The organism is Bradyrhizobium sp. WYCCWR 12699 (genome assembly GCF_032144035.1).
Lineage (GTDB): Bacteria > Pseudomonadota > Alphaproteobacteria > Rhizobiales > Xanthobacteraceae > Bradyrhizobium.
In genome coordinates this window covers 241753-263977 of sequence record NZ_JAVTJN010000004.1, presented here as the reverse complement: position 1 = coordinate 263977, position 22225 = coordinate 241753, and the positions used below count along the sequence as shown (strand labels likewise).

Annotated in this window: 21 protein-coding genes; 13 read left to right on the top strand and 8 right to left on the bottom strand. The window is 59.8% G+C overall.

The genetic code is table 11. The features are described 5' to 3' along the window. Positions 1-580: 580 nt before the first annotated feature. From RPS27_RS04700 to argE, 8 genes are all read left to right on the top strand, one after another. Positions 581-1075, top strand: a complete 495-nt coding sequence (locus tag RPS27_RS04700) for a flavin reductase family protein (protein ID WP_128929540.1) — start codon at positions 581-583, stop codon at positions 1073-1075. Positions 1076-1089: 14 nt separating this feature from the next. Continuing rightward, on the top strand, positions 1090-2526 hold the full coding sequence (locus tag RPS27_RS04695; protein WP_128955169.1) for an NAD-dependent succinate-semialdehyde dehydrogenase: 1437 nt from the start codon (positions 1090-1092) through the stop codon (positions 2524-2526). Positions 2527-2573: 47 nt separating this feature from the next. Then, on the top strand, positions 2574-3845 hold the full coding sequence (locus tag RPS27_RS04690; protein WP_128929542.1) for a hypothetical protein: 1272 nt from the start codon (positions 2574-2576) through the stop codon (positions 3843-3845). Positions 3846-4088: 243 nt separating this feature from the next. Beyond that, positions 4089-5348, top strand: coding sequence for a Glu/Leu/Phe/Val family dehydrogenase (locus RPS27_RS04685; RefSeq protein ID WP_128929543.1), 1260 nt, complete (start codon positions 4089-4091; stop codon positions 5346-5348). A gap of 328 nt (positions 5349-5676) precedes the next feature. Then, positions 5677-6966 (top strand): flavin-containing monooxygenase, encoded by a 1290-nt coding sequence (locus RPS27_RS04680; RefSeq protein ID WP_128930144.1) that lies wholly within the window; start codon positions 5677-5679, stop codon positions 6964-6966. A 64-nt stretch (positions 6967-7030) separates the two neighbouring features. After that, a complete protein-coding gene (locus RPS27_RS04675; protein WP_128930145.1) occupies positions 7031-7447 on the top strand; it encodes a RidA family protein in 417 nt (138 codons plus the stop codon). A gap of 4 nt (positions 7448-7451) precedes the next feature. Next, positions 7452-8126, top strand: coding sequence for a DUF1028 domain-containing protein (locus tag RPS27_RS04670; RefSeq protein WP_128929544.1), 675 nt, complete (start codon positions 7452-7454; stop codon positions 8124-8126). Positions 8127-8430: 304 nt separating this feature from the next. After that, positions 8431-9594: an acetylornithine deacetylase gene (argE, locus tag RPS27_RS04665; protein ID WP_128955170.1), complete on the top strand. Its 1164-nt coding sequence runs from the start codon at positions 8431-8433 to the stop codon at positions 9592-9594. Between the two features lie 459 nt (positions 9595-10053). On the opposite strand, the gene RPS27_RS04660 is transcribed toward argE, so the two are convergent. From RPS27_RS04660 to RPS27_RS04640, 7 genes are all read right to left on the bottom strand, one after another. Further along, positions 10054-10209, bottom strand: coding sequence for a hypothetical protein (locus tag RPS27_RS04660; protein ID WP_164934241.1), 156 nt, complete (start codon positions 10207-10209; stop codon positions 10054-10056). Continuing rightward, the gene (locus RPS27_RS39635) at positions 10210-10395 is read right to left on the bottom strand and encodes a hypothetical protein (RefSeq protein WP_367401020.1); all 186 of its coding nucleotides are present in this window, start codon (positions 10393-10395) and stop codon (positions 10210-10212) included. Positions 10396-10470: 75 nt separating this feature from the next. After that, the gene (locus RPS27_RS39630; protein WP_128929546.1) at positions 10471-10710 is read right to left on the bottom strand and encodes an SDR family NAD(P)-dependent oxidoreductase; all 240 of its coding nucleotides are present in this window, start codon (positions 10708-10710) and stop codon (positions 10471-10473) included. 84 nt (positions 10711-10794) lie between these two features. Beyond that, positions 10795-11799 (bottom strand): Ldh family oxidoreductase, encoded by a 1005-nt coding sequence (locus RPS27_RS04655; protein WP_164934240.1) that lies wholly within the window; start codon positions 11797-11799, stop codon positions 10795-10797. Between the two features lie 31 nt (positions 11800-11830). Then, positions 11831-12889, bottom strand: a complete 1059-nt coding sequence (locus RPS27_RS04650) for a ketopantoate reductase family protein (protein ID WP_164934239.1) — start codon at positions 12887-12889, stop codon at positions 11831-11833. A gap of 35 nt (positions 12890-12924) precedes the next feature. After that, positions 12925-13899: a flavin reductase gene (locus RPS27_RS04645; RefSeq protein ID WP_128929549.1), complete on the bottom strand. Its 975-nt coding sequence runs from the start codon at positions 13897-13899 to the stop codon at positions 12925-12927. Between the two features lie 54 nt (positions 13900-13953). Next, positions 13954-14871: an SMP-30/gluconolactonase/LRE family protein gene (locus RPS27_RS04640; protein ID WP_128929550.1), complete on the bottom strand. Its 918-nt coding sequence runs from the start codon at positions 14869-14871 to the stop codon at positions 13954-13956. A 205-nt stretch (positions 14872-15076) separates the two neighbouring features. Here RPS27_RS04640 and RPS27_RS04635 point away from each other — a divergent pair, with 205 nt between their 5' ends. The 5 genes from RPS27_RS04635 to RPS27_RS04615 all read left to right on the top strand — a co-directional run bounded on the left by RPS27_RS04635 (position 15077) and on the right by RPS27_RS04615 (position 21047). Further along, positions 15077-16375, top strand: a complete 1299-nt coding sequence (locus RPS27_RS04635) for an NtaA/DmoA family FMN-dependent monooxygenase (RefSeq protein WP_128929551.1) — start codon at positions 15077-15079, stop codon at positions 16373-16375. A 93-nt stretch (positions 16376-16468) separates the two neighbouring features. After that, positions 16469-17455: a TRAP transporter substrate-binding protein gene (locus RPS27_RS04630; protein WP_164934238.1), complete on the top strand. Its 987-nt coding sequence runs from the start codon at positions 16469-16471 to the stop codon at positions 17453-17455. Further along, positions 17452-19320, top strand: coding sequence for a TRAP transporter large permease subunit (locus RPS27_RS04625; RefSeq protein WP_128929553.1), 1869 nt, complete (start codon positions 17452-17454; stop codon positions 19318-19320). Before RPS27_RS04630 ends, RPS27_RS04625 begins: the two co-directional genes overlap by 4 nt. Positions 19321-19417: 97 nt before the next feature. Further along, on the top strand, positions 19418-20224 hold the full coding sequence (locus RPS27_RS04620; RefSeq protein ID WP_164935742.1) for an amidohydrolase family protein: 807 nt from the start codon (positions 19418-19420) through the stop codon (positions 20222-20224). 115 nt (positions 20225-20339) lie between these two features. Beyond that, positions 20340-21047 (top strand): RraA family protein, encoded by a 708-nt coding sequence (locus RPS27_RS04615; protein WP_128929555.1) that lies wholly within the window; start codon positions 20340-20342, stop codon positions 21045-21047. Between the two features lie 24 nt (positions 21048-21071). Here RPS27_RS04615 and RPS27_RS04610 read toward each other — a convergent pair whose 3' ends face one another. Next, positions 21072-21938 (bottom strand): IclR family transcriptional regulator, encoded by an 867-nt coding sequence (locus RPS27_RS04610; RefSeq protein ID WP_128929556.1) that lies wholly within the window; start codon positions 21936-21938, stop codon positions 21072-21074. Positions 21939-22225 lie beyond the last annotated feature (287 nt).

Below are 22225 nucleotides of genomic sequence, written 5' to 3'. Positions count from 1 at the left end.
GGAATTCCTGCGCAACGCCCATGCCGACATTCCGGACGTCGTCGAGGCCATGCGTCAGTACTGGATGCCGACCCGCTACGCTCGCACAGGCTGATCACTGCAGACGTGGGAGCTCATACCGGTTACGCCCTTCTGTGCGTCCCTCCCGAACTCGGCCGCCAGCCTCAGAGGTCGGCGCTCCTTTTTTCTGAGGAGTGAATGGCTACCGTCGCGGTTTGAGAGCGGCTTGGCTCGAGGATGAACGGATTCTGCGTAGGGGACTCCGAAGCATCGTCGCCTGGTCATCGTGACCGTTGGAGACCACCGGGCTGCCTAACACAGCTGGCATTTGAGGCGCCCGTGACCACGGATGAGTGGCGTTGGTAGGAGTATAATCAACGGTCAATGGCAATCAGCGCGCTGCGCGCCGCGCGCGGAACATGCGAGTTTGGTGCAACTATGCCTGATCCGAATACATGCCTTCAGTATCTCAATTGGATGAAGGCCAATGGCAATGATACGTCTTTGTTCGCTGTGGACGGGGCCGTCCTTCGCCACCGCTATCATGCTTTCGCTGGTACCTCAAAGGAGGGTCCATTAGATGATCGATGCAGGTCGCGCCATTGCCACAGCGACGCCCGAAACATTTCGAGAAGTGTCGCGGAAGTGGGCCTCTGGAATCGCCGTCGTAACTGCAGTCGATAGTCACGGAGCGCTTTTCGGCACCACGATGAGCGCCGTCGTCAGCCTATCGATCAGCCCCCTGCAATACCTGATATGCATCGACAGAAAGTCGAACTCGCTCCCCGCCATCACTTCGACAGGGTGGTTTTGCATCAACATGCTCTCCTCATCCCAAGAGCGCATTGCGATGACGTTTGCAAAGAAGGGGACAGATAAGTTTTCGGCGATTTCCTATCGAGAAGGTCTAAATCGATTACCAATTATCCAGGACGTCGCCTCATATATTATCTGTCACCTGAACAGCAGCTTTGATGGCGGCGATCACGTCATAATCGTTGGCGATGTCATCGAGATCGGTCTCCACGATGCGTCTCCGCTGGTCTATTTGAATGGACGCTTTAATAACGGATGACTTGCGGGGAACACATGAAATATGAGAATACGCTCCTCTTTATTGACGGAGAATGGTGCTCCGGCTCTGAGAAGCAAACGATCCCGATCTTTAATCCAGCAACTGACGAGGAGATCGGTCACGTCGCTAAGGCGACGGTGGCCGATCTCGACCGTGCAGCTGCGTCCGCCGAGAAGGCGTTCCATGTTTGGCGGAGAACGCCCGCGGTGGAACGCGGAGTTACGCTACGTAAGGCAGCTGGCCTGCTCCGCGATCGACTAGAGTCCATCGCCCATGTTCTCACCTTGGAGCAAGGTAAGCCTCTTTTGGAAGCGCGAGCGGAGATCGCGAGTTGCGCCGATGCCTTCGAATGGGCTGCTGAAGAGGGAAGGCGGCTCTATGGGCGCGTGATACCGTCGCGTGCAGCAGGCGTTGCGCAATATGTCGTACGTGCTCCAGTAGGCCCGGTTGCTGCGTTCACCCCGTGGAATTTCCCCGCGAGCCAAGTCGCGAAGAAGCTTGCTCCAGCGTTGGCTGCCGGATGCTCCGTGATCGTCAAGGCCTCGGAAGAGGTGCCACGATCTGCCGCGGCAATCATCACGTCACTTGTCGATGCTGGCATTCCAACAGGTGTTGTCCAGCTCGCATACGGCACTCCCGATGAAATATCGCGGCACCTGATTGCCCACCCGGCGATTCGGAAGATCTCCTTCACCGGCTCTGTTCCGGTTGGAAAACATCTAGCTGCGCTCTCGGGCGAGCAGATGAAGAGGACGACGATGGAACTCGGCGGGCATGGGCCGGCGATTGTCTTCAAAGACGCCGACATATCCTCAGCCGCGGCGCTGCTCGTTTCAGGCAAGTATCGCAACGCCGGTCAAACCTGCGCCGCGCCGACGCGGTTTATGGTACACAACGATGTTTATCATGAGTTCGTCGCAGCTTTTGTTGAAAAGACACAATCGCTTGTCGTTGGCAACGGTCTGGATGCGACAACGCAGATGGGCCCCCTCGCGAACGAACGCAGAGGGAAACTCTTCGATCAATTTGTGGACGACGCGAGGCAGCGAGGCGCAAAGCTCATGTGCGGCGGCGAGAGCTTATTTACTCGCGGAACATTCAGGCAGCCAACAGTACTTGCGAATGTCGATCCATCGATGCGAGTCATGAACGATGAGCCATTCTGCCCAATCGCGCTCATTAGCGGCTTTGACAATCCAAATGAAGCTGTTGCAGAGGCTAACCGATTGCCCTTCGGGCTCGCCGGATATGCCTTCACGGAATCATCGGCGAACGCTCAGTTCCTGGCGGAGAATCTTGAGGTCGGTATGCTCAGCATCAACCACCTGGGCCTTGCCTTGCCGGAAACGCCCTTTGGCGGCGTCAAAGAGTCTGGGTACGGTTCCGAGGGTGGCCTAGAATCAACTGAAGGCTATCTCAATACCAGATTCATCACCAATAAGGCCTACTAGGCGTCATGCCATTTGGGCAATCGACCACGACGACTCTGTGAGGAGCAATGTCCCCTTCAACTATCAACGAAAGAGTCAGCATCACACGACTTGGTGGTCAGGATTACAACTTCTTTTTTGGTTACTATAATAAGACGCCGTGGGACGGGCAGGGTCGCCTTATCCTAGGCCACCAAGTCGATGAACCTAACTTCCGCATTGGCAGAAATAGCGGCTGCAATGTCGGTTATTTTGATGAAGCGCGTGAGTTTCGGCTGGTTGATCGAACCCAAGCCTGGAACTGGCAAATGGGGAGCCAACTACAATGGCTCACCGGCATGCCTGGCCGTAACATAATCTACAATATTCGTACGTCGCACGACGCGGGTGGCCCGTATCCCAACATCGGTGCGCGGATTACCGACGTGGATACGGGGCGCACTCGCGATCTCAATATCCCGATTTACGTCGTAGCCGCGAACAGCAAATTCGCGATGTGCATTGACTATCGACGTCTCTACAAAACGCATGAGACGATCGGCTACTGCGCACTCGCGGGACGGCTTCCACTGGATAATGCACCGGACGATGATGGCATTTGGCGCCTCGACATTGCAAGCGGCGACTCGACACTCGTTGTCAGTTACCGCCAACTTTACGAGCTTGCTCATAAGCCATCCATGGATAAGGCAATTCATTGGGTGAGCCATATTGAGATAAATCCGTCATCAACACGTGTGCTCTTCCTTCACCGATGGACAGAGCGTGTTGAAGACGAGACCTGCTTCTTGCATCGCTTGATCACAATGGATCCGGATGGAAGCAACTTACGTCTCCTTGAATGCTCTGATCATCCATTGCCGCAGCTGGCTCGGCGGTTCGATTCAAAGGCCGTAGGTACCTACGACTACGAAAAGTCCGAATACCAGATCTCTCACCCGTTATGGCGGGATGATAGCAGCATCGTCGTCTGGGGACCTCACGCCGGACGTATAAACTATCAGGTTTACCAAGACGCGCACAATGGCTTAGTCCAGACTATTGGCGACGGCCTCCTAAGAGAGAACGGACACATGTCCTATTCACCTGTGAATATGCGCTGGCTTTTGAGCGATACGTATCCGCATTCCGAGACCAACCTGCGTGATCTCTTCCTTTTCGATGCCAACAATGAAGTCCGGCTCGACCTCGGAAGCTTTTATACTGATCCAACTCTGGCTAAAGAGAACCGGTGTGATCTTCACCCAAGGTGGAGCCGCGATGGGAAGTGCGTTTGCATCGACTCCTATCACGAGAGACGGAGGCGAATGTACACAATTGATGTCTCCGCTCTCGTGTAGTGCTTGTTGTTTTCCCTATCCAGCGACAGCAGGTGTCTAAAAGCAAGGGAACGTTGTTTTCCGCAAGGCATCCGTCCAAGGGCATTTCGACCTACCTTGAGCGCTCAGCTCATCGAATCTCGTTGAAATTCAGCATAACGACCTCGCTGAAGGGGCTTGCTTGCCTCTTACAGCGGCGGGAATACTTCGAATGGTAGCTATCCGCCGTCCGATCCGGTTTCGATCGAGTACAATGGAGCAAACGTGACCACATACAGTGGACCTGTCTTTGACATGGCCGTACAACAGTTCGAAGTGATCGCTGATCACCTGTCTGTGCCGCAGGACGCGAGGGCGCGCTTGTTAATACCAAAGCGCGCGATCACTGTATCTTGTCCTATTCATCGAGACGACGGCACGACGGCGGTTTTTGAAGGGTATCGAGTTCAGCATCACCTCACGCTAGGACCTACGAAAGGCGGCACGCGCTTCGCGGCTAGTGTGGACCTCGGCGAGGTTGCTGCGCTTGCGATCTGGATGAGTTGGAAGTGCGCCCTAACCGGCTTGCCCTATGGTGGCGCCAAGGGCGGCATCAGCGTCGATCCATCGAATCTATCAAGGCGCGAACTAGAGGCATTATCACGCCGCTACATGCAGGAGATGATCCCCTTCGTTGGCCCTCACACTGATGTCATGGCCCCCGATATGGGGACCAACGAGCAGGTGATGGCGTGGTTTATGGACACCTATTCGATGTATCAGGGCCGGACCGTGACGGAGATCGTTACCGGTAAACCGGTCAGCGCCGGAGGGACATTGGGACGCCGCGAGGCGACAGGGCGGGGCGTCGCGCATCTGACGCGCCGCGTGATGAACGAACAGGGCATCAATCTGAACCATGCAACGGCTGCTGTGCAGGGCTTCGGAAATGTCGGCTCGATCGCCGCACTTGAGCTTCACCATATGGGCGTTAAAGTGATCGCCGTCAGCGACCACACCGGCGCGCTCTACTGCGCTTCCGGCCTCAACATTCCAGAACTCGTGGTACATGCGGCAACACATGGCAGTCTCTCGGGGTATTCGAGTGAACTAGCCTTCGATCCGCAGGAAGTCCTCACGCTGTCTTGTGATGTTCTTGTGCCAGCCGCGATGGAGCGGGTCATCGACGCTGCTGTCGCCACGAAGCTGCGTTGCCGTATTGTCGCTGAAGGGGCCAATGGGCCGACGACACCGGAAGCCGATCTGGTTCTTACGCAGCGACAGAATGAGATCTTCCTGATCCCGGATATTCTGTGCAATTCCGGCGGGGTAGTGGTGAGCTATTTCGAATGGGTGCAGGATCTGCAACAACTCTTCTGGGAAGAGGAGGAAGTAGTACGACGCGAATACCAGATTCTCGATCGAGCGTTCGATCGGATGGTGGCGAGGGCGAGCCGCGACAAGGTGTTCAATCGCACGGCGGCCATGGCCATAGGCGTCGAGCGGGTGCGGGGCGCCAAGAATACGCGAGGTCTATTTCCATGAGGGACGGCCTGGTCGGATTCCGTGATGTATTTGCCCGAACCCGCAATGGTTCACATCGAGCCTTATTAGCGCCGGCGAGCCGCAATGGCCACAACCTGAATGGGATGGCGGTTGTATCAAGCGCACGGATAGTCGCTAATTCCATAGCGGTATGATGCCATCATGTTGCAACTCCGCGCTCAGTTTCAGAACAGCTTCTGCGGCGCATAGATGCAGGCCTAAGCGCTCCGACATAATCCCACATGATCATGCTCGCCTCCAAACTCTCGAACCGGATTTCCTCCATGTTCGACGCGATCACTCAATCGAATTAGAAATGGATACAGAGATGTCATTAGAAGTAGTAGATACGATCGTGATCGGAGCCGGTCAGGCAGGGCTGGCTATGAGTGAACATCTGACTTCGGCTGGTATTCCTCACGTCGTCTTGGAAAGGCACCGGATCGCGGAGAGATGGCGAACAGCCCGGTGGGACTCGCTGGTGGCTAATGGTCCCGCGTGGCATGACCGTTTCCCCGGCCTAACATTTCAGACGCACCCTGATGCGTTCCCGGGTAAGGAGGAGATCGCGGACTATTTCGTTGCCTACGCAAAGAAGATTGCCGCGCCGGTGCGCTGTGGGGTGGAGGTTACGGCCGTACAACGGAACGAGGGACGATTGGGCTTTCGAGTGGAAACCTCGCAAGGGACGTTGGAGGCAAATAACGTAGTTGCAGCGATCGGTCCATTCCAGATTCCGACAATACCTCAAGTAGTACCGCAGGACATTGGAGTCGTCCAAATTCACTCGAGCGACTACCGAAACCCGGAGCAGTTGCCTAGAGGGGCCGTGTTGGTTGTTGGCGCAGGATCTTCCGGAAGCCAGATCGCAGACGAACTTCTGCGCTCTGATCGGAAGGTCTATCTCTCCGTGGGCCCCCACGAACGCCCCCCGCGCTCCTACCGCGGCTACGACTTCTGCTGGTGGCTCGGCGTCTTGGGAAAGTGGGATAATGAAGCAAGAGTTCGCGGTACCGAGCACGTAACGATCTCCGTCAGTGGGGCCCGTGGGGGATACACGGTCGACTTCAGGAAGCTCGCCGCAGACGGAATGATGCTTGTTGGCTCAACTGAAGCGTTCGAGGCAGGCAACGTAACGTTTGCCAGTGATCTCGCGAAGAATGTCGCGATGGGTGACGCCTCGCTCTTCACTCTGTTGGATGAGGCCGATGAATACGTTAGGCGGAATGGACTTGCACTTCCGGAGGAGCCTGAAGCGCGCAGGTTACTCCCGGACCCGGACTGCCTAATGAATCCGCAGCGTGAGCTCAATCTAAAGACTGCCGGCGTGAATACGATCATCTGGGCGACGGGCTTTTCGTCGGACTACAGCTGGCTTAAGGTCAAGGCCTTCGACGAGGCCGGAAAACCCGAACACCAACGTGGGGTATCCTCGGAGCCGGGCGTCTACTTTGTGGGCTTGCCTTGGCAATCTAGGCGAGGGTCCGCTTTTATCTGGGGTGTCTGGCATGACGCTAAATATATTGCTGATCGTATCTCTACTCGGCGGCGTTACCTGGAACATCACGTCGTAAAATCGGAGAAAGTTGATCCACGAAAAGCGACGGGAGGCCCCTAAGTTTTTTGGCGAAACAGTTCACCAGTTGGGGTTGCGGGTGCTGACACGTAAGAAGGAGCAAGAAGTGGCTCATAGGCGGATTCGGAAATTCAATACGAAACACACTTATCCGGAGCAGAAGCTCGACAATGATCTATGTCAGGCAGTGGTGACTAGCGGCGGAAAAATTATTTGGCTACGGGGCCAGTGCCCCCAGAGCTTGAATGACGCCGTCAACATCGACAGCCATGATCCTGTCGAGCAGACGCATAAGGTGATGCAGAATATTAAGCAACTCATCGAAGAAAGTGGCGGTAAGATTGAACATTTGGTCAAGGTTGTCGTTTACCTTACCGACGTGCGGCATCGGGAGGCCGTTTATCGAACGATGGGTCAGTACATAAAGGGCGTGCATCCCGTGTCCACAGGACTTGTTGTCCAAGCGTTGGCGCGACCTGAGTGGCTTGTTGAAATCGACGCCACAGCGGTGATACCCGAGTGAGCGTATGACGTTTTCCCTAGTTGCTCGGTGCGACCAGACTGGAATGTTCGGCGTAGCGATTTCGTCTTCATCTCCGGCTGTCGCTTCAAGGTGTTCATTCGCGCGAGCTGGTGTCGGCGCGGTCGCTTCGCAGAACGTAACTGATCCCTCGCTAGGACCATTGGCCTTGGATGCGATGGAGAGCGGCATGTCCGCGTGGGAAGCCGTCGAAGAAGTGAAACAACGTAGTCGATTTATCGAGTATCGCCAGCTACTGGCAGTTGACCGCGACGGAAATGCCGCTGTTTATTCAGGGCCCAATTCACTAGGCATATGGGCTCAGACGAGCGGAGAAAATGTCGCGGCCGGCGGCAATCTCCTAGCAAATGACGGAGTACCGCACGCAATTGTCGATGCATTCATTGGTTCGTCAGGGCATCTTGGTGACCGCCTGATTGCGTCACTAAGAGCCGGGTTGGCCGCCGGCGGGGAGGCCGGTCCGTTACACTCAGCCGGCATGAAGCTTGTTGACCAAGTCAGTTGGCCAGTCGTGGACCTGCGCTGCGACTGGACACAAGAGTGTCCGATCGAACTGCTCGTTTCTGCCTGGAAGGTCTACAAACCCCAACTTAACGCCTACGTGAAGCGCGCGCTTGATCCACGAGCGGCTCCTTCGTTCGGCGTCCCGGGTGACGAATAGCGCTCCGACGAGCGCTCGCCATTGGCCGCACCGCTCCCTTGATCGTCTTCATGACGCGGTGCCAGAGCACAGAGTAGATTGAGCTATACGCTTCAAGTCAGCAGTCTACGCAAACCCGCGGATGTTGACAGAAGACCCCTGAATTGTGGGCATTGGCAAATGTCGGGCAGATTGGGGTTAATTTTGTATCGACCTTTCATAGCGGAGATCTGATGCTGTCTCGGACAACCATGATGACGCTGTAGTCTGGCGACGAGCGAACGCTACGAACCTCAGAAGAACTGGAAAACTGAGCAAAATACAGATGGACAGCATCGCCATTATTCAGAGGTTGGTTGCGTTTCCGACCGTCAGCCAGGAATCAAACCTCAATTTGATTGACTTTGTCGTTCAGCTGCTTCGCGAAAACGGCGTGACCTGCCGTCTTGTCTATTCGCAGGACGGGCGAAAAGCGAGTTTGCTGGCTACGATCGGACCCGATGATCGGCCAGGCGCAATTCTCTCAGGTCATACGGACGTCGTTACGGCCGATGATCAGAGCTGGACCAAACCGCCATTTAGCGCCACACGACAAGACGGTAAGCTGTATGGTCGTGGAACTGCAGACATGAAAGGCTTTGTGGGCTGTGCCATTTCCGCCGCGCTTAAGGCGTCGAAGACACGCTTAAATGCGCCTCTCTACCTGGCACTATCATATGATGAAGAGATTGGCTGTGTAGGAGTGCGAGGTCTGCTTGACTCGATGGTGAATGAGCTGCAACGGCAATCTTTCTGTATCGTTGGTGAGCCAACAAATATGAACGTTGCAATCGGACACAAAGGCAAGGTTGCGGCTCGCGTTACTTGCGTTGGCCGGGAATGCCATTCCGCATTGGCGCCTACCGGGATAAACGCGATCCATTTGGGTTGCGAATTTGTCGAAGCCATCCGCAGAGAGCAAGCTAAGTTGTGCGACGAGGGCGCGCGGGATGCGAGCTACGAAATTCCGTATACAACGCTTCACGTCGGCACGATTAAATCGGGGGGAATGCTCAATATTGTGCCGAGCCGATGCGAGTTAGAGTTCGAGATCAGGAATGTCGCAGCGGAGATACCTGAGGAGATATTGAGTAGGCTGCGAACTAGAGCGAGTGAAATCGCCAATGGCGCAAGGACCATCGCGTCCGAAGCCGCTATAAATATTGATGTAGTCAACAGTTATCCCGGGCTCAATATCGCCTGCGACGCCCCGGTCGTCCATCTTGTCAAGTCTCTCACCGGTGACGCCAACGTGGTGAAGGTGCCATTCGGAACGGAAGCCGGCCTGTTTTTGCAGAGACTGGGGGTTCCAACGATCGTTTGCGGACCGGGGTCGATGCAGCAGGGTCACAAGCCGGATGAGTTTATCGAAATTGACCAGATTGACCGCTGCGACAAGATGTTAGATAGATTGATTGACCGACTAGCAAGCGGCCATGGCTTCCCCTGAGCGAGGCGTTGCGGCCCGATGCGGCAGGAACTCGCGCAACGATGTGACTTGCGCCCAGACATAGAGTGAGCCCGGGAGACCGCGGCGGTGAGATCGCCGAACTACCCCGCTAGACCATCACCCACTTGGGTGGCGCGGGAACCGAGCTGCCTGCGGGGTTGGACCAGCCGCTCCCGCCCGGCTGGGGCGAGACATAGGCTTCTTGGCACCACCGACCATCAAATCAGCACTCGAAGACTGCGAAGCTCGGACTGCTCAAAATCCAGCTCGCGAAGGATTTCAGCCGGCGTCCGCTCGAGGATATCGCCTCGCGAATCGCTGACGCCTGACGCGCTCTGCTCTGAACTCGACCGGACGCAAGACTGCAAGCTCAAGTTCAAAGGCGGGAGAGCTGTTGGCCACCGCCAACGTCGATATGAATGCCGATCGCATAAGGGATCTCTCCGCGAACAGGGAGGGTCACGGCCCGGCCGATCTCTTCAGGCCCCAGCGCGCCATTGGAATGCCGCCGGTGGCGATCAAATCGTCATAACGATCCTTCGCCGCGGCTGTCATCTCGGTGCGAATGATGACGAAGCTGTTCGCCTCACGACTGGCTTCCGAGCCTATCACCATCTACGACGTCAGGCCGGGTGTCATTCCAACGCCCGCCTTGCTGATACAACAGTCGGCCCTGTTTTCGCCGATGATCTCTGCATTCGCCGAGCCGATGAAGATCACCGATCCCGGGCGCCTTTCGACGAGGCCCAGGCACCTCCTCGCAAAACACTGTGTGAGGAAAAAGCCGGCACGAAGGTTGATGTCCAGCGTCCGATCGTAGCTTTCCGGCTCAAGGTCGAGGATATCCCCGCGCTGCAGTGCTGCAGTGAGCTTACGCTAGCATTGTTGACCAGGCAGGTGGCTCGCCGAGCTCTCCCGCAATCCGGGCCAGCAACGCATCGTTTCCCGATCTCGGAAAACATCGTATCTATAATACCGGTCGGGAGCCGGAATTGGCTCCTGCTCCAGATCCTCGGGACTCACGTGGGCGACGGTGAAATTGGCCTTACCGAGCGCGTCGGCGATTGCACGACCGATTCCACGCCCTGCGCCCGTAACGACCGCCACGTCCCTCATCGGTCGCGTCCTCCCACCGGCGCCGCCAGCGCACGAGACGGCCACCACAAACCGCACCTCGGAGCTCACCTGCGAACGATTGAACTAAGCTGGAAGTACCGCTCCGCCTTCTCGACCGAGTTCGGCAAGTTGTTCGAAGAGATTGCGCTCGATCGCGATCCCGACCTGGTCCGCTTGCGCGCGCAGTTCTGCCGCGCGCTCGCCGGGAATGCGGCCATTTCCTCCGACCGCTGCGAGATAGCGCTGCGTCCAAGCCTGCATGTTCTGATCGAAAGCATCTTTGCCGATGAGCGCCGCCGGATCGAACACGAAGCCGAAGGCGCCGACGCCGCCCGGGGCGCCGCCTTCCGACAACAGGGGCCTTGCCCCGGTCAGCACTCCCGCAAGCACTTCCACGATCATCGCCAGCGCGAGTCCCTTGTGACCGGCGGCCGGTAGGATCGAGCCGGCGAGCGCCGCGGTCGGGTCGGTCGTCGGCCGGCCCTCCGCGTCGATCGCCCAGCCTTCCGGGATCGGCAGGCCATCGCGTAGGGCGACGTGGATCTTGCCGCGCGCGACATTGCTCATCGCGAAGTCGATCAGCAGCGGTGGTCCGTCCGGCCTCGGCGCTGCAAATGCAATGGGATTGTTACCGATTGCCGGCCGCGTTGCGCCCCCGGGAGCCATCACCGGCTGGGTCACCTGCGACAGGAAGCCGACCCTGCCGCTTTCGGCGACGTCGAGCAGATGCGAGCCGACTGCGCCAAGATGTCCGGCGTTGCGGATCAAAAAGGGGACGAACGGTCGGGTCGGGCCAAGCGCATCCATCGCCAGTGCCAACGCCTTGGGGCCAACGATTTGTCCAAGCCCAAGATCGGCGTCGATTACCAACACCGTGCCATGCCAGCCGCATTTGATATCCGGCCTCGGGTTCAAGCCGCGGCGCGCGAGCTGGCGCCAATACGAGGGCAGACGCGCGATGCCATGGGTCCGTACGCCCGTGATGTCGGCGAGCAGCAGACGACGGGCTGCCAGCCTCGCGTCATCTTCGCCGAGTCCGGCCCGCGCGAAGATGGTTGCGACCCACGCTTCGAGCGGCGGCAGCAGCATGTTGATCGTCTCCATCGCCCGGCTTTCTATCTCAAATCTCGAACAGCAGCTCCGGGCGCGGGGTAACCTCGCCGCGTTCGACCTTGCGGACGATATCGACGATCCGCTCATGCGCCGGCGCTGCGCAGCCGGCCTCCTTCGCCTTGCGGACGATGAAGCCGTTGATCTCACCGATCTCGGTGCGCCGCCCCTTCTGGATATCCTGTGCCATCGAGGGACGCTGCAAATTGCTGCGCGCCTGCGAACCGGTTCCCTTCTGCATGTGCCGCTCGACCTCGGCCAGCGCCGTGGCGTCGCCTTCGGATGCCGAGCGTAGCAGGTTCGGCTCGATGCCCGTGATGTGCTCGAGGTCGAGGCCGAGCGACTGGCCGGTCCGGATCGCTTCGCCGCCGAGGCGGATGACGAGGCGGCGGATCACGGGATGGGCGTCGCGTTCGTTTCCGCTCATGCCGGTCGCGGCGCTGACGCCGTTGCGCATGCCGTTGACGCAGAGCTTCGACCAGCGCACGCCCCACAGATTGGTAGTGACGCCAGAGCCGTCGATCGGGGTAAACAGGGCGTGCAGCTCCTTCACGCGCGGCGTCACGCGCCCATGGACCTCACCGACGAGAATCGATTTGGTCTCGAAGTCGCGCGGCATGGTGCGACGGACGCAGCCCGGTTCATAGAGATCGACGGCGAAATTATTGCCGACGATGCAGCCGACCGTGCGTCCCCATCCGACGACGCCGGCGATGATCTCCTCGTTGATCGAATTCTGCGCCGAGACGACGTAGCCCTGCGGCGAGAGATACGGCCTGATGAGGGTCGTGCACCATTCGGTATCGTAGGATTTGCTGGAGATGATCGCGATATCGATCGGCCGCTGCCTCGAAAGGCTCTGCACCTCGGTGAGGTGCATCGTCGGGACCGAAACGATGCAGGTTTCCTCATCCCTCATGCCGGACAGATGCAGCCCGCGTTGGCGGATCGTCTCGATGTGCTCGGGCCAGGGATCGATCAGCGTGACGTCGTTGCCGGTGCGCGCCAAATGGCCGCCGAGATAGCTGCCGACAGCGCCGGCGCCGACGATTGCGATACGTTTCTTCATTACCATTGTTCCTTCGTCGTCGGCCTTGGTTCTTACTATGCCGTCGGTGCGCGGCGAACGAGCTTGTCGAGAACGTGCCGGCAACTCGCGATCTCGCCGGGCGAAATGCCGGACAGTTCCTTTGCCTCGATTGCGCGGGCGCGCGCGTGTAGTGCGTGGTTGCGGTCGCGTCCCATGGCCGTGAGTGTCAAGCCGCCGCTAGCGTCGGCCTCGACGAGGCCCATGCGCACTAGCTCGTTCACGGTGCTCTCCGCGGCGTTGAGCCCGAGAAACAATTCAGGCAGCAAGCTCGCGAGCGTGCGTCCCGGCAACGTTTCGATCGCGGCCATCAACCGGCTCTGCAGGACGCTGAGACCTTCGGCATGGCGACCCTCGTCGAGCGCTGCCGAGAGCACGCCATGGGCACGATACATCAGCGCCGTCATGAACTCATTCATCGGGCCGCCGGCGTGCGCCTGTCCGGTCGCCTTCGACAGGTCGGTGGGATCGGCGAAGTCGGCGGCCATGCAATAGCGTCCTTGCGCAAACAGTAGCGGGCCGCGGTCGTGGCGCACGAAGCGTTCGACTTCACCCAGCATGATCAGATGATCGCCGCCGGGATATTCGGCCGCCTTGCGGCATTCGAAGCTGCACAGCGTTCCCTCGAGCAGCGGTGCGCCGCCGATGCCGCGCTTCCAGGAGACGCCCCCGAACTTGTCGCCGCCCGAGCGGCCAAAATGATTTGAGAGAGCGATCTGGTCGCTGGATAGAATGTTTACGGCGAAATGCGTGGCGACCTTGAAGGTCGGGAAGCTCTGGCTCGTTCGCTTGGCCGACCACAGCACGAGCGGTGGATCGAGCGAGACCGAGGAGAACGAGTTCGCCGTCATTCCGACGAGCTCGTCACCGTGAGCGGCGGTGACGACGGTCACGCCGGTCCCGAATTGGCCGAGGCAGCGCCGAAACGCGGCCGGATCTGCCTTGGGATCGCCGCTGTCGACGGCCGCGATGGTCGGGGAGAACTGCTGCATGGCGTGCACTCGGCCTTCTGGTCAGTCGCTCGGAGGTTGCTGCGAATATCCTGATCACGCAGCGTGGGAGTACATCGGCCGTCCCGCCACCGGCATTTCCGCTGCGAGGATCGTACCGCTCTTCGATTCCGTGATGAAGAGTGTCCGCCGATCCGGACCGCCATAGGCGCAATTGGTGGTGAGAAGTCCCTTCGGAGACTTGATGCGCAGCATCGGTTCTCCGAGCGCGCTGAACAGCCAGGTGGCGCCGAGGCCGACGTGACAGATCGCGATATTGTCGTCCTCGTCGATCGCAAGGCCATCGGGGCCGCCACCTCCGGAAAGCTGGATGAAGGTGCCAACCTTGCTTGCGGTGCCGTCGCGCATCAGCGGCACCCGCCAGATCGCATTGGCGCGCGTCACCGCCAGAAACAGCATCGTCTCGGCCTTGTTGAGCACGAGGCCATTCGGGCTCGGAATCCGGTCGAGCACGCAATCGAGCTGGCCACTGGGTCGCAATCGATAGAGGCGGCCGCTCGGATCATGCAATCCGGTCTGCCCCTGATCGGTGAAGTACATGTCGCCGTTCGAGGCGAACACGAGATCATTGACGCCCTTGAATCGCTGCAACAGCGAGCGCTCCAGGAAGGGCTCGACGCGACCCGTGGCCGGGTCGAACACCATGATGCCCTGCTTGTGGTCGGTGATGAAGCCGCGCCCGTCCCTGTGAAACTTCAGGCCGTTCGGCTCACCGTCGTACTCCGCGCCAACACTGACCTCACCGTTCGGCGTGATGCGCAACAGGCGGCCCCAAGGAATGTCGACGACCCAGAGATCGTCATTGCGGTCAAAGGATGGGCCTTCGAGAAAGGTCGGCGTCGGTGCGCCGTGAAACTGCACCTCAGCCCATTCCGAGCGCTGGCCGCTCTTGAACAGATGCTCGGGGATTGCAGTGAAGACGCGCGCCTCCACGCTTGGCGGTGCTGCATACATCGTCGAGTTCTCCCGTGCGCGGAGTTAATCCGCGTCTCGTTAAGCCGCGCATTCCGTGACGACACGTGAGCGCAACCGGCTTGACAGCCGTGGTGATTGGCTATCTATTCTTATATAAGGATAACGTTCCGAAATGAGAACGCAAGGAAAAACCGGGGCGTCGCGCCAGCGCGATGCGGCTCGGCTTTTCGGAGGGAGCGACTTCATGCGTGGCGGCATGCACTTGATCGGGTTTCTGATCAACTCGCCTATCAATCACACGATCCTGAGCTGGTCGGATCCCGCCGATCAGCGTCTCGAGGCGATGGGAAGCCTGAAGCGCTGGCAGAGGCTTGCGCAGACCTATGAGCGCGGCCTGTTCGATGGGCTGTTCTTCGCGGATACGCCGGGTGTGTTCGACCGCTACAAGGAGCGTTCCGACGAGGCGGTGCGCTACGGCGTGTGCTGGCCGCCGCACGATCCGGTCGTTCTGCTGAGTGCACTCGCCGCCGCCACCGATCGGCTCGGCCTTGCGGTGACGCTCTCCATTTCGGCCAATCATCCCTATCAGGCGGTCCGCTCGCTCTCGACGCTCGACTATATGAGCGGCGGTCGGGTCGGCTGGAACATCGTCACTGGCCATCTGCGCGGCGAGTACCGTGCACTCGGTCTCAATCAACTCGATCACGACCAGCGCTACGATCGCGCCGATGAATATATGGAAGTCTGTCGTGCGCTCTGGAGCGGGGTGCGCGAGGGCGCGGTCCAGGCCGACAGGACGACAGGCGTCTATGCTGATCCGGCCAAGGTGGACATCATCAATCACGAGGGCGAGTATTTCCGCTGCCATACGGTGCCGCCGGCTTTGCCGTCGCGGCAGGGCCATCCGGTGCTGTTCCAGGCCGGATCCTCCGGCCGCGGCCAGCGCTTCGCGCAGAAGCACGCCGACGTGGTGTTCTCCATTCAACCGCATCTGGGCGGCATGAAAACCTTCATGCAGGAGCTCGGCGCAGCATCGGGGAGCGCGGCCGCGCCCAAGGTGACGTTCGGCGTGCAGCCGATTCTCGGAAGCTCCGAGGCGGAGGCGAGGCGCCGGCTCGACGAATTCGCCGCGCGCATTCCGCTTGAGGCCGCGCTGAGCCGCTTGTCCGGTTCGCTCGGGGTGGATTTCAGCCAAGTCGAGCTCGATCTGCCGCTCGAGGAGCAGAAGACGCAGGCATCGCAGGGTCTGATGAAGGCCATGTCGGCCTCGTTCGAGAATCGCCGCTTCACGCTGCGCGAGGCGGCGGTACGCTGGGGCCTTGCGGTCGGCATGCCGCAACTGATCGGAACACCGGAGCAGGTTGCCGATCAGCTCGAGACGATCTGGCGGGAGACCGGGTGCCACGGTTTCAATATCACGCCGACGACCACGCCCTCCAGCGTCGAGGAATTCGTTGACCAGGTGATCCCAATTCTGCAGAAACGAGGTGTGTTCCGCACCGCATATGAGGGCGAGACGTTCCGCGAAAATTTGCTGAACTGAACGGCAACGGCCACGCGAGTTGGCCGCGTTCCAACGAGTATCGTTACGAGCAGGGAGGAGATCGTGACAATGAATCACACTCGGAGAGCGTTCGTGAAGACGACGCTGCTCGCGGGCATCGGCGCGCCGGCCCTTGGTCTTTTCGCGCCGAACATCGCGCGGGGGCAGGGGGCGGTCACCCTGAAATTCGCTCATCCCGACAGCAACCTCCATCCCAACCACAAGATGGCGGAAGCCTTTGCGGGCCGGGTAGGCGAACGCACCAATGGCGCTGTCAAGATCGATATCTTCGCCGGCGGACAGCTTGGCTCCAGTGTCAGCATCGCGACCGGCGTTGCGACCGGGACGGTCGATCTCGTGTACCACACCGCGGGATTCCTCTCCTCCATCTTCCCAATGATGCAGGTGCTCGATCTGCCGTTCCTGTTCCGCGACGCGCGCAGCGGCGAAAGGGTGACCGATGGCGAGATCGGCCAGATGATCTTCGCCAGCCTCGCGCCGAAGAATGTCTATGGCCTGGCCTGGAGCACCAATGGCTGGCGGGTGGTGGAGACCACCAGAAAGGTCGTGCGAGCTCCCGACGACCTTTCCGGGATGAAGTTCAGGATCCAGCAAAGCCCGGTCTTCGTCGCGATGGCCAAGGCATTCAACGCCCAGCCCGTGTCGCTCGACGTTTCCGAGATGTATCTGGCGCTGACGCAGAACACGATCGACGGCTACGAATTCCCGCTGCTCTCCGTCGTCGCGACCAAGCTGCACGAGGTGACGAAATTCGTTTCCGAAACCAATCACACCTACAACGCGATGGCGCTGCTCGGCTCGAAGTTCAAGCTCGACAAGCTCGATCCGACGCACCTGAAGGTCCTGCGTGAGGAAGCGCTGCGGTTCGGCAACGACACCCGCAAGTCGATCGTCGAGGCCTCCGCCGCGGCCAAGAAAACCTGCCAAGATGCCGGCATCCAGTTCAACCCCGTCGACTACGCGCCGTTCAGGCAAAAGGTCGAGCCCGTGTTCGCTCAGTTCCGCACGTCGATGGGCGAGCAGCTCATCGACAAACTGCTGAAAGCCGCCGAGGGATGACCGAGCAGGTCTGTGATGTTCCGGCTTCAGGGCACAGCCACGCTCTGTCGCGCTTTGGTCTCGGTGCCATCGCCGAGATCATGGTGGCGATCGCGCTGGCGTTGCAGCTGGCCATCACGCTGCTCTCCGTGCTGATTCGCGAGGTGACGCCGTTCTCCATCCTGTCGGTGGACGAAACCGCAAAATTGTCGCTGAGCGTGATTGCCTTCATGGGCGGCGCCATCGCCTATCGGCGCGCCGAACATGCCTCGATCGAGGTCATCACAAAGCGTTTGACCCCGCACTGGCGACAGGTCCTGGGCTGCGTGGTCGACCTTGGGGTGCTGGTGACGGCGATATCCATCCTCCGGGGCAGCGCCTCGCTGTTCATGGTCCGTCTCGACGAGCATCTGCCGATCACGGGTTGGCCGACCGCCACCCTGGTCGTGCCGCTCGGGCTCGGGCTGCTGCTGATCGCCCTGACCGCCGCCGAGCGGCTCTTGGCAAAGCGCGGGCGACCGCTCCTGGTCGCGCTTGCCGCCGCTACCGTGCTTGCCGGCTGCCTGTTCGCCGATGCCAGCCTCTTCACACAGACTTTCAGCTCGCGATATTCGCTGGTGGCGCTCTTGATCGTGCTGTTCGCCATGATCGGCATCGGCATGCCGATCGGCTTCGCACTGATGGCGGGCTCGCTGATCTACCTCCTGGCCAACGACATTCCACTGGTCGCGATCGCGCAGAGCATGATCGACGCCAACAGCAACTTCATCCTGCTGGCGTTACCGTTCTTCATCCTCGCCGGCGGTATCATGGATCAGGGCGGAATCAGCGTGCGCTTCGTGCGCTTTGCGATGTCGCTGGTCGGCCATTTCCGTGGCGGTCTGCTCCAGGTGGTGGTGATCACGACCTATCTCGTGTCGGGTATCTCCGGATCGAAAGCGGCCGACGTGGTCGCCGTAGGATCCGTCATGCGGCGAGAGCTTGAAAGAACGGGCTACAAGCCCCAGGAATCCGCCGCGGCGCTGGCGGCATCGGCCGCAATGTCCGAGACGATCCCGCCGAGCATCGCGATGCTGATCCTCGGAACGGTGACACCGGTTTCGATCGGCACGCTGTTCGTCGCCGGTCTGATACCCGCGGCAGTGATTGCCGTGATGCTCATGCTGCTGATCTATGTTTCCGCCCGCAACAGCGGTTTGTCCGCCAATCCCAAAGCGACCGCCGGAGAGCGAGCCAGGGCCGGCACGGACGCGTTGCTGCCGCTCGGCATGCCGGTCATCATGATCCTCGGCATCAAGTTCGGCTTCGCCACACCGACCGAAGTGTCCTCGATCGCCGTGCTGTATGGGCTTGTCCTCGCATCCGTGTTCTATCGCGCGCTCACGCTCAGGGCATGCGCCAGAATCCTGATTGAAGCCGGACGGCTGACAGGGATGGTTCTGTTCATCGTCGCGGCCGCGGGCGCATTCGGCTGGGTGTTGACCGCCGCCGGGCTGAACGCGCATCTGAGCCAGGTCGTCGCGCTGCTCGGCAACAGCAAGTTGCTGTTTCTCCTGGGTTCGATCGCCCTGATCATCATCGTCGGGGCCTTGCTGGAGGGGTTGCCGGCGATCATCATCCTCGCACCCGTCCTGATGCCGATCGCCAATCAACTCGGCATCGATTCCATTCATTATGCGATGGTAATCATCCTGTCGATCGGCGTAGGCGTCTTCATGCCGCCTGTCGGCATCGGCTTCTATATCGCTTGCGCTGTCGTACGCGCGGACATCGACCAGGCGTCGCGATCGATGGTGCCGTACCTCGTTGTGCTCTGTCTCGGCGTGCTGCTCATCGCCTATGTCCCCTGGTTTACGCACGCGCTGCCAAATCTGATCGGGAAGTGAGGCTCCGGACCGTCTGCCGCGGTCGAAGGTCTCGACGATGTCGTGCCAAGAAGAAAGAAGAACGGTGACCCGGAGTTCTCAAGCAAGTTTCAAGACCATGCCGGGACGGACCGATACCCATTTCCATGTCTTCGGCCCGGAGGCCCGATATCCCTATCGGACCGAGCTGACCTACGCGCCGCCTGCTGCAACACCCGCAGCCTATATGGCGTTGGCCGAGCGGCTTGGCATCGATCGTGCCGTCATCGTCCAGGCCAGCGTCTATGGATCGGATAACAGCCGGCAGCTCGATGCGATGCGCGAAATCGCAGGCGTGGAAACACGTGCAGTTGTCGTCGTCGATCCCGATGTCTCGGACGAAGAACTCGACGAGCTACACCACAAGGGCGCGAGAGGCGTGAGGTTCATTGCGACCCGGCCAGGCAGCTTGCCGCTCGCACAGCTGGAGCGAATTGCATCCCGGATTCGGCGATGGGGCTGGCATGTCGCGCTGATGCTCGACGGTCGCTCCATCGTCGCGCTTGAGGACCGGCTGCAAAAATTGCCGTGCCCCTTCGTGATCGATCACCTGGCCGATCCCGACGCCCAAAAGGGAACGGAACAACCTGCTTTTCAGGCTCTCCTTCGGCTGCTCCGATCGGGCAATTGCTGGACGAAGATTTCGGCGCCGTATCACATGAATACCGCTGCACCGGCTTATGACGAGCTCGAGCCGCTCGTCGAAGCCTTATTGGCTGAGGCACCGGATCGTCTGCTGTGGGCGACCGACTGGCCGCATGCCGCAACGCATGGACCGACCCCTGACGCGACAGATCTCCTTTCGGCGCTTTATTCGTGGTGCGACGAAACCGTCCTGACCAAGATCATGGTTCGAAATCCGGCGGCTCTGTACGGATTTGGCTGATGCAATGCTCGATCATGACCGTTGGCAGATGCGGCTCGTGTGAGCACCCGAGGATGCGGCTCCGGGCAACTTGAAAACCCTTCGTACGTGAAGAACGCTTACAGAAAGAGGAAACATGCAGTCCGTCATCTACAAGCGCATTCCGCAATGCCCGGCAGACCTCCTGGCCGAGGTCGCAAAATATCCGGTCTCCGATTTGCACGAGGCACTCGGCCCGGTCGAGGGGCGCATGCAGCTCATGAGCTCGCGCATGCGGCCGATCGCGCCAGGCCAGCGGATCGCGGGCCAAGCCGTCACGTCGTATAATTTCCCTGGCGACAACCTCATGATCCATGCCGCCCTCAACGTCGCGCAGCGAGGCCAGGTGCTCGTCCTCGTCAACGGCGGTGGCGCGCACGGCTCGTTGTGGGGCGACGTGGCCGCGACCTTCGCCAAGCAGAAGGGGATTGCGGGCATCATTGTCGATGGTCCGGCCCGGGATGTCGCTGCGCTGCGTGAGCTCGGCTCGCTGACCTGGTCGACGTCGATCTCCTCCAGTCATCCCGAAAAGCGCGGCCCCGGCGCGGTGAACGTGCCGATCGTTTGCGACGGCGTACGTGTGGATCCCGGTGACGTGATCGTCGCCGATGATGACGGGGCGCTCGCGATTCCGCTGCGCTCGCTCGAGCGTGCGGTGAAGGGCGCACGGGAGCGCAATCGGAAGGAGATCGAGCTGCGCGACCGTCTGAAGACCGGCTCGTCGTTGTTCGAGCTGCTGCAGATGGACAAGAACGTGCAGGCCGCCGGCGCTGAAATCAGGGATACTCTCTGGATTGACGGCTGACCGGACGGCGTCCCTGGCGCGAGGTCATTTCTTGCGCCGCTTGCCGGTGTCGGCCCGCTCGGCAGAATCTTCTGCCGGCGGATATGGGCCGCGATAGCCGAGGATCTGCGAGATCTGTTCGGCGGCCTTGAAGGTCAGCCGCTCGATGTGCTCGCGCGCAAGCAGCAGGCGCGCGGTAGGGCCGGCGATCGTCACCGAGCAGCTGACGAGGCCGGCCTCGTCAAAACAGGGGCTCGCGATGCCGGTGGCGCCATCAATTATACCATTAGCGTCGACAACGACGCCGCGGTGACGGATTTCGGGGAACATGGCGACGAGTTCCTCTTTCGAGGATGTGTCGTCCGTGAACTTTACAAACTTGGTCTGGGTCAGATACGCCGTCTGAACATTCTCTGGTAGGAATGCCAGCATCGCCTTTCCTGCGGCCGTACAATACAGCGGCCGCCGGTTGCCGATGCGGACCGCAAAGCGCAGCGGCTTTTCCGATTCGATGACATCGACGTAAGATATCTCGTGGCCCTCCTCGGAGAGGACACCGAGCAGGATCGTCTCCTCGGTCTCTCGTGCGAGCCGCTCCAGGACGGGACGCGCACATTTCGGGAACGATCGAGCCTGAGCCAGGCTCGCGCCAAGCTTGATCGCTTGATCGCCGAGAATGTAGTGGCCGTTGTCGCTGCGAGCATATCCCCCGCCTTCGAGCGCGCGCATGAGGCTGAAGACGCTCGTTTTCGGCAGTTTTAGGCGGTCACTGAGCTTTGCCAGCGTAAGACCTTCCGGTTCGGCCGCTAACGCCTGCAGGATATCCATCACCCGAAGCGCCGAACGAGGGCCGCTGAAGGCCCGTTCGGTTGTCCTCGCGTTGTTGGACATTTGTTCGTCGTGGCGTTTCATCGGTTGATCTTACTTTCATTATTCCTGTCATTCGATTAGCCAGAGCGCAAGCAGCCCAAGCGAGCATCAGTTGAGGGTCCAGATAGACCGTTCTAACAGCTATAGGTTATACTCCACGCAGCCGACCGCGACGCGGCTGGCCGTTGTCTACCCATGTCATCGCCAATGGGGCGGATTGGGCTCAGGTGCTGAAAGAATATGAAGATCTCCCCAGCCATGCCTCGCTAGGTCCGTTTAATCGGCGTGGAACGAGAAGCGCACGAGCGCAAGCTCCGACTGCACGACCC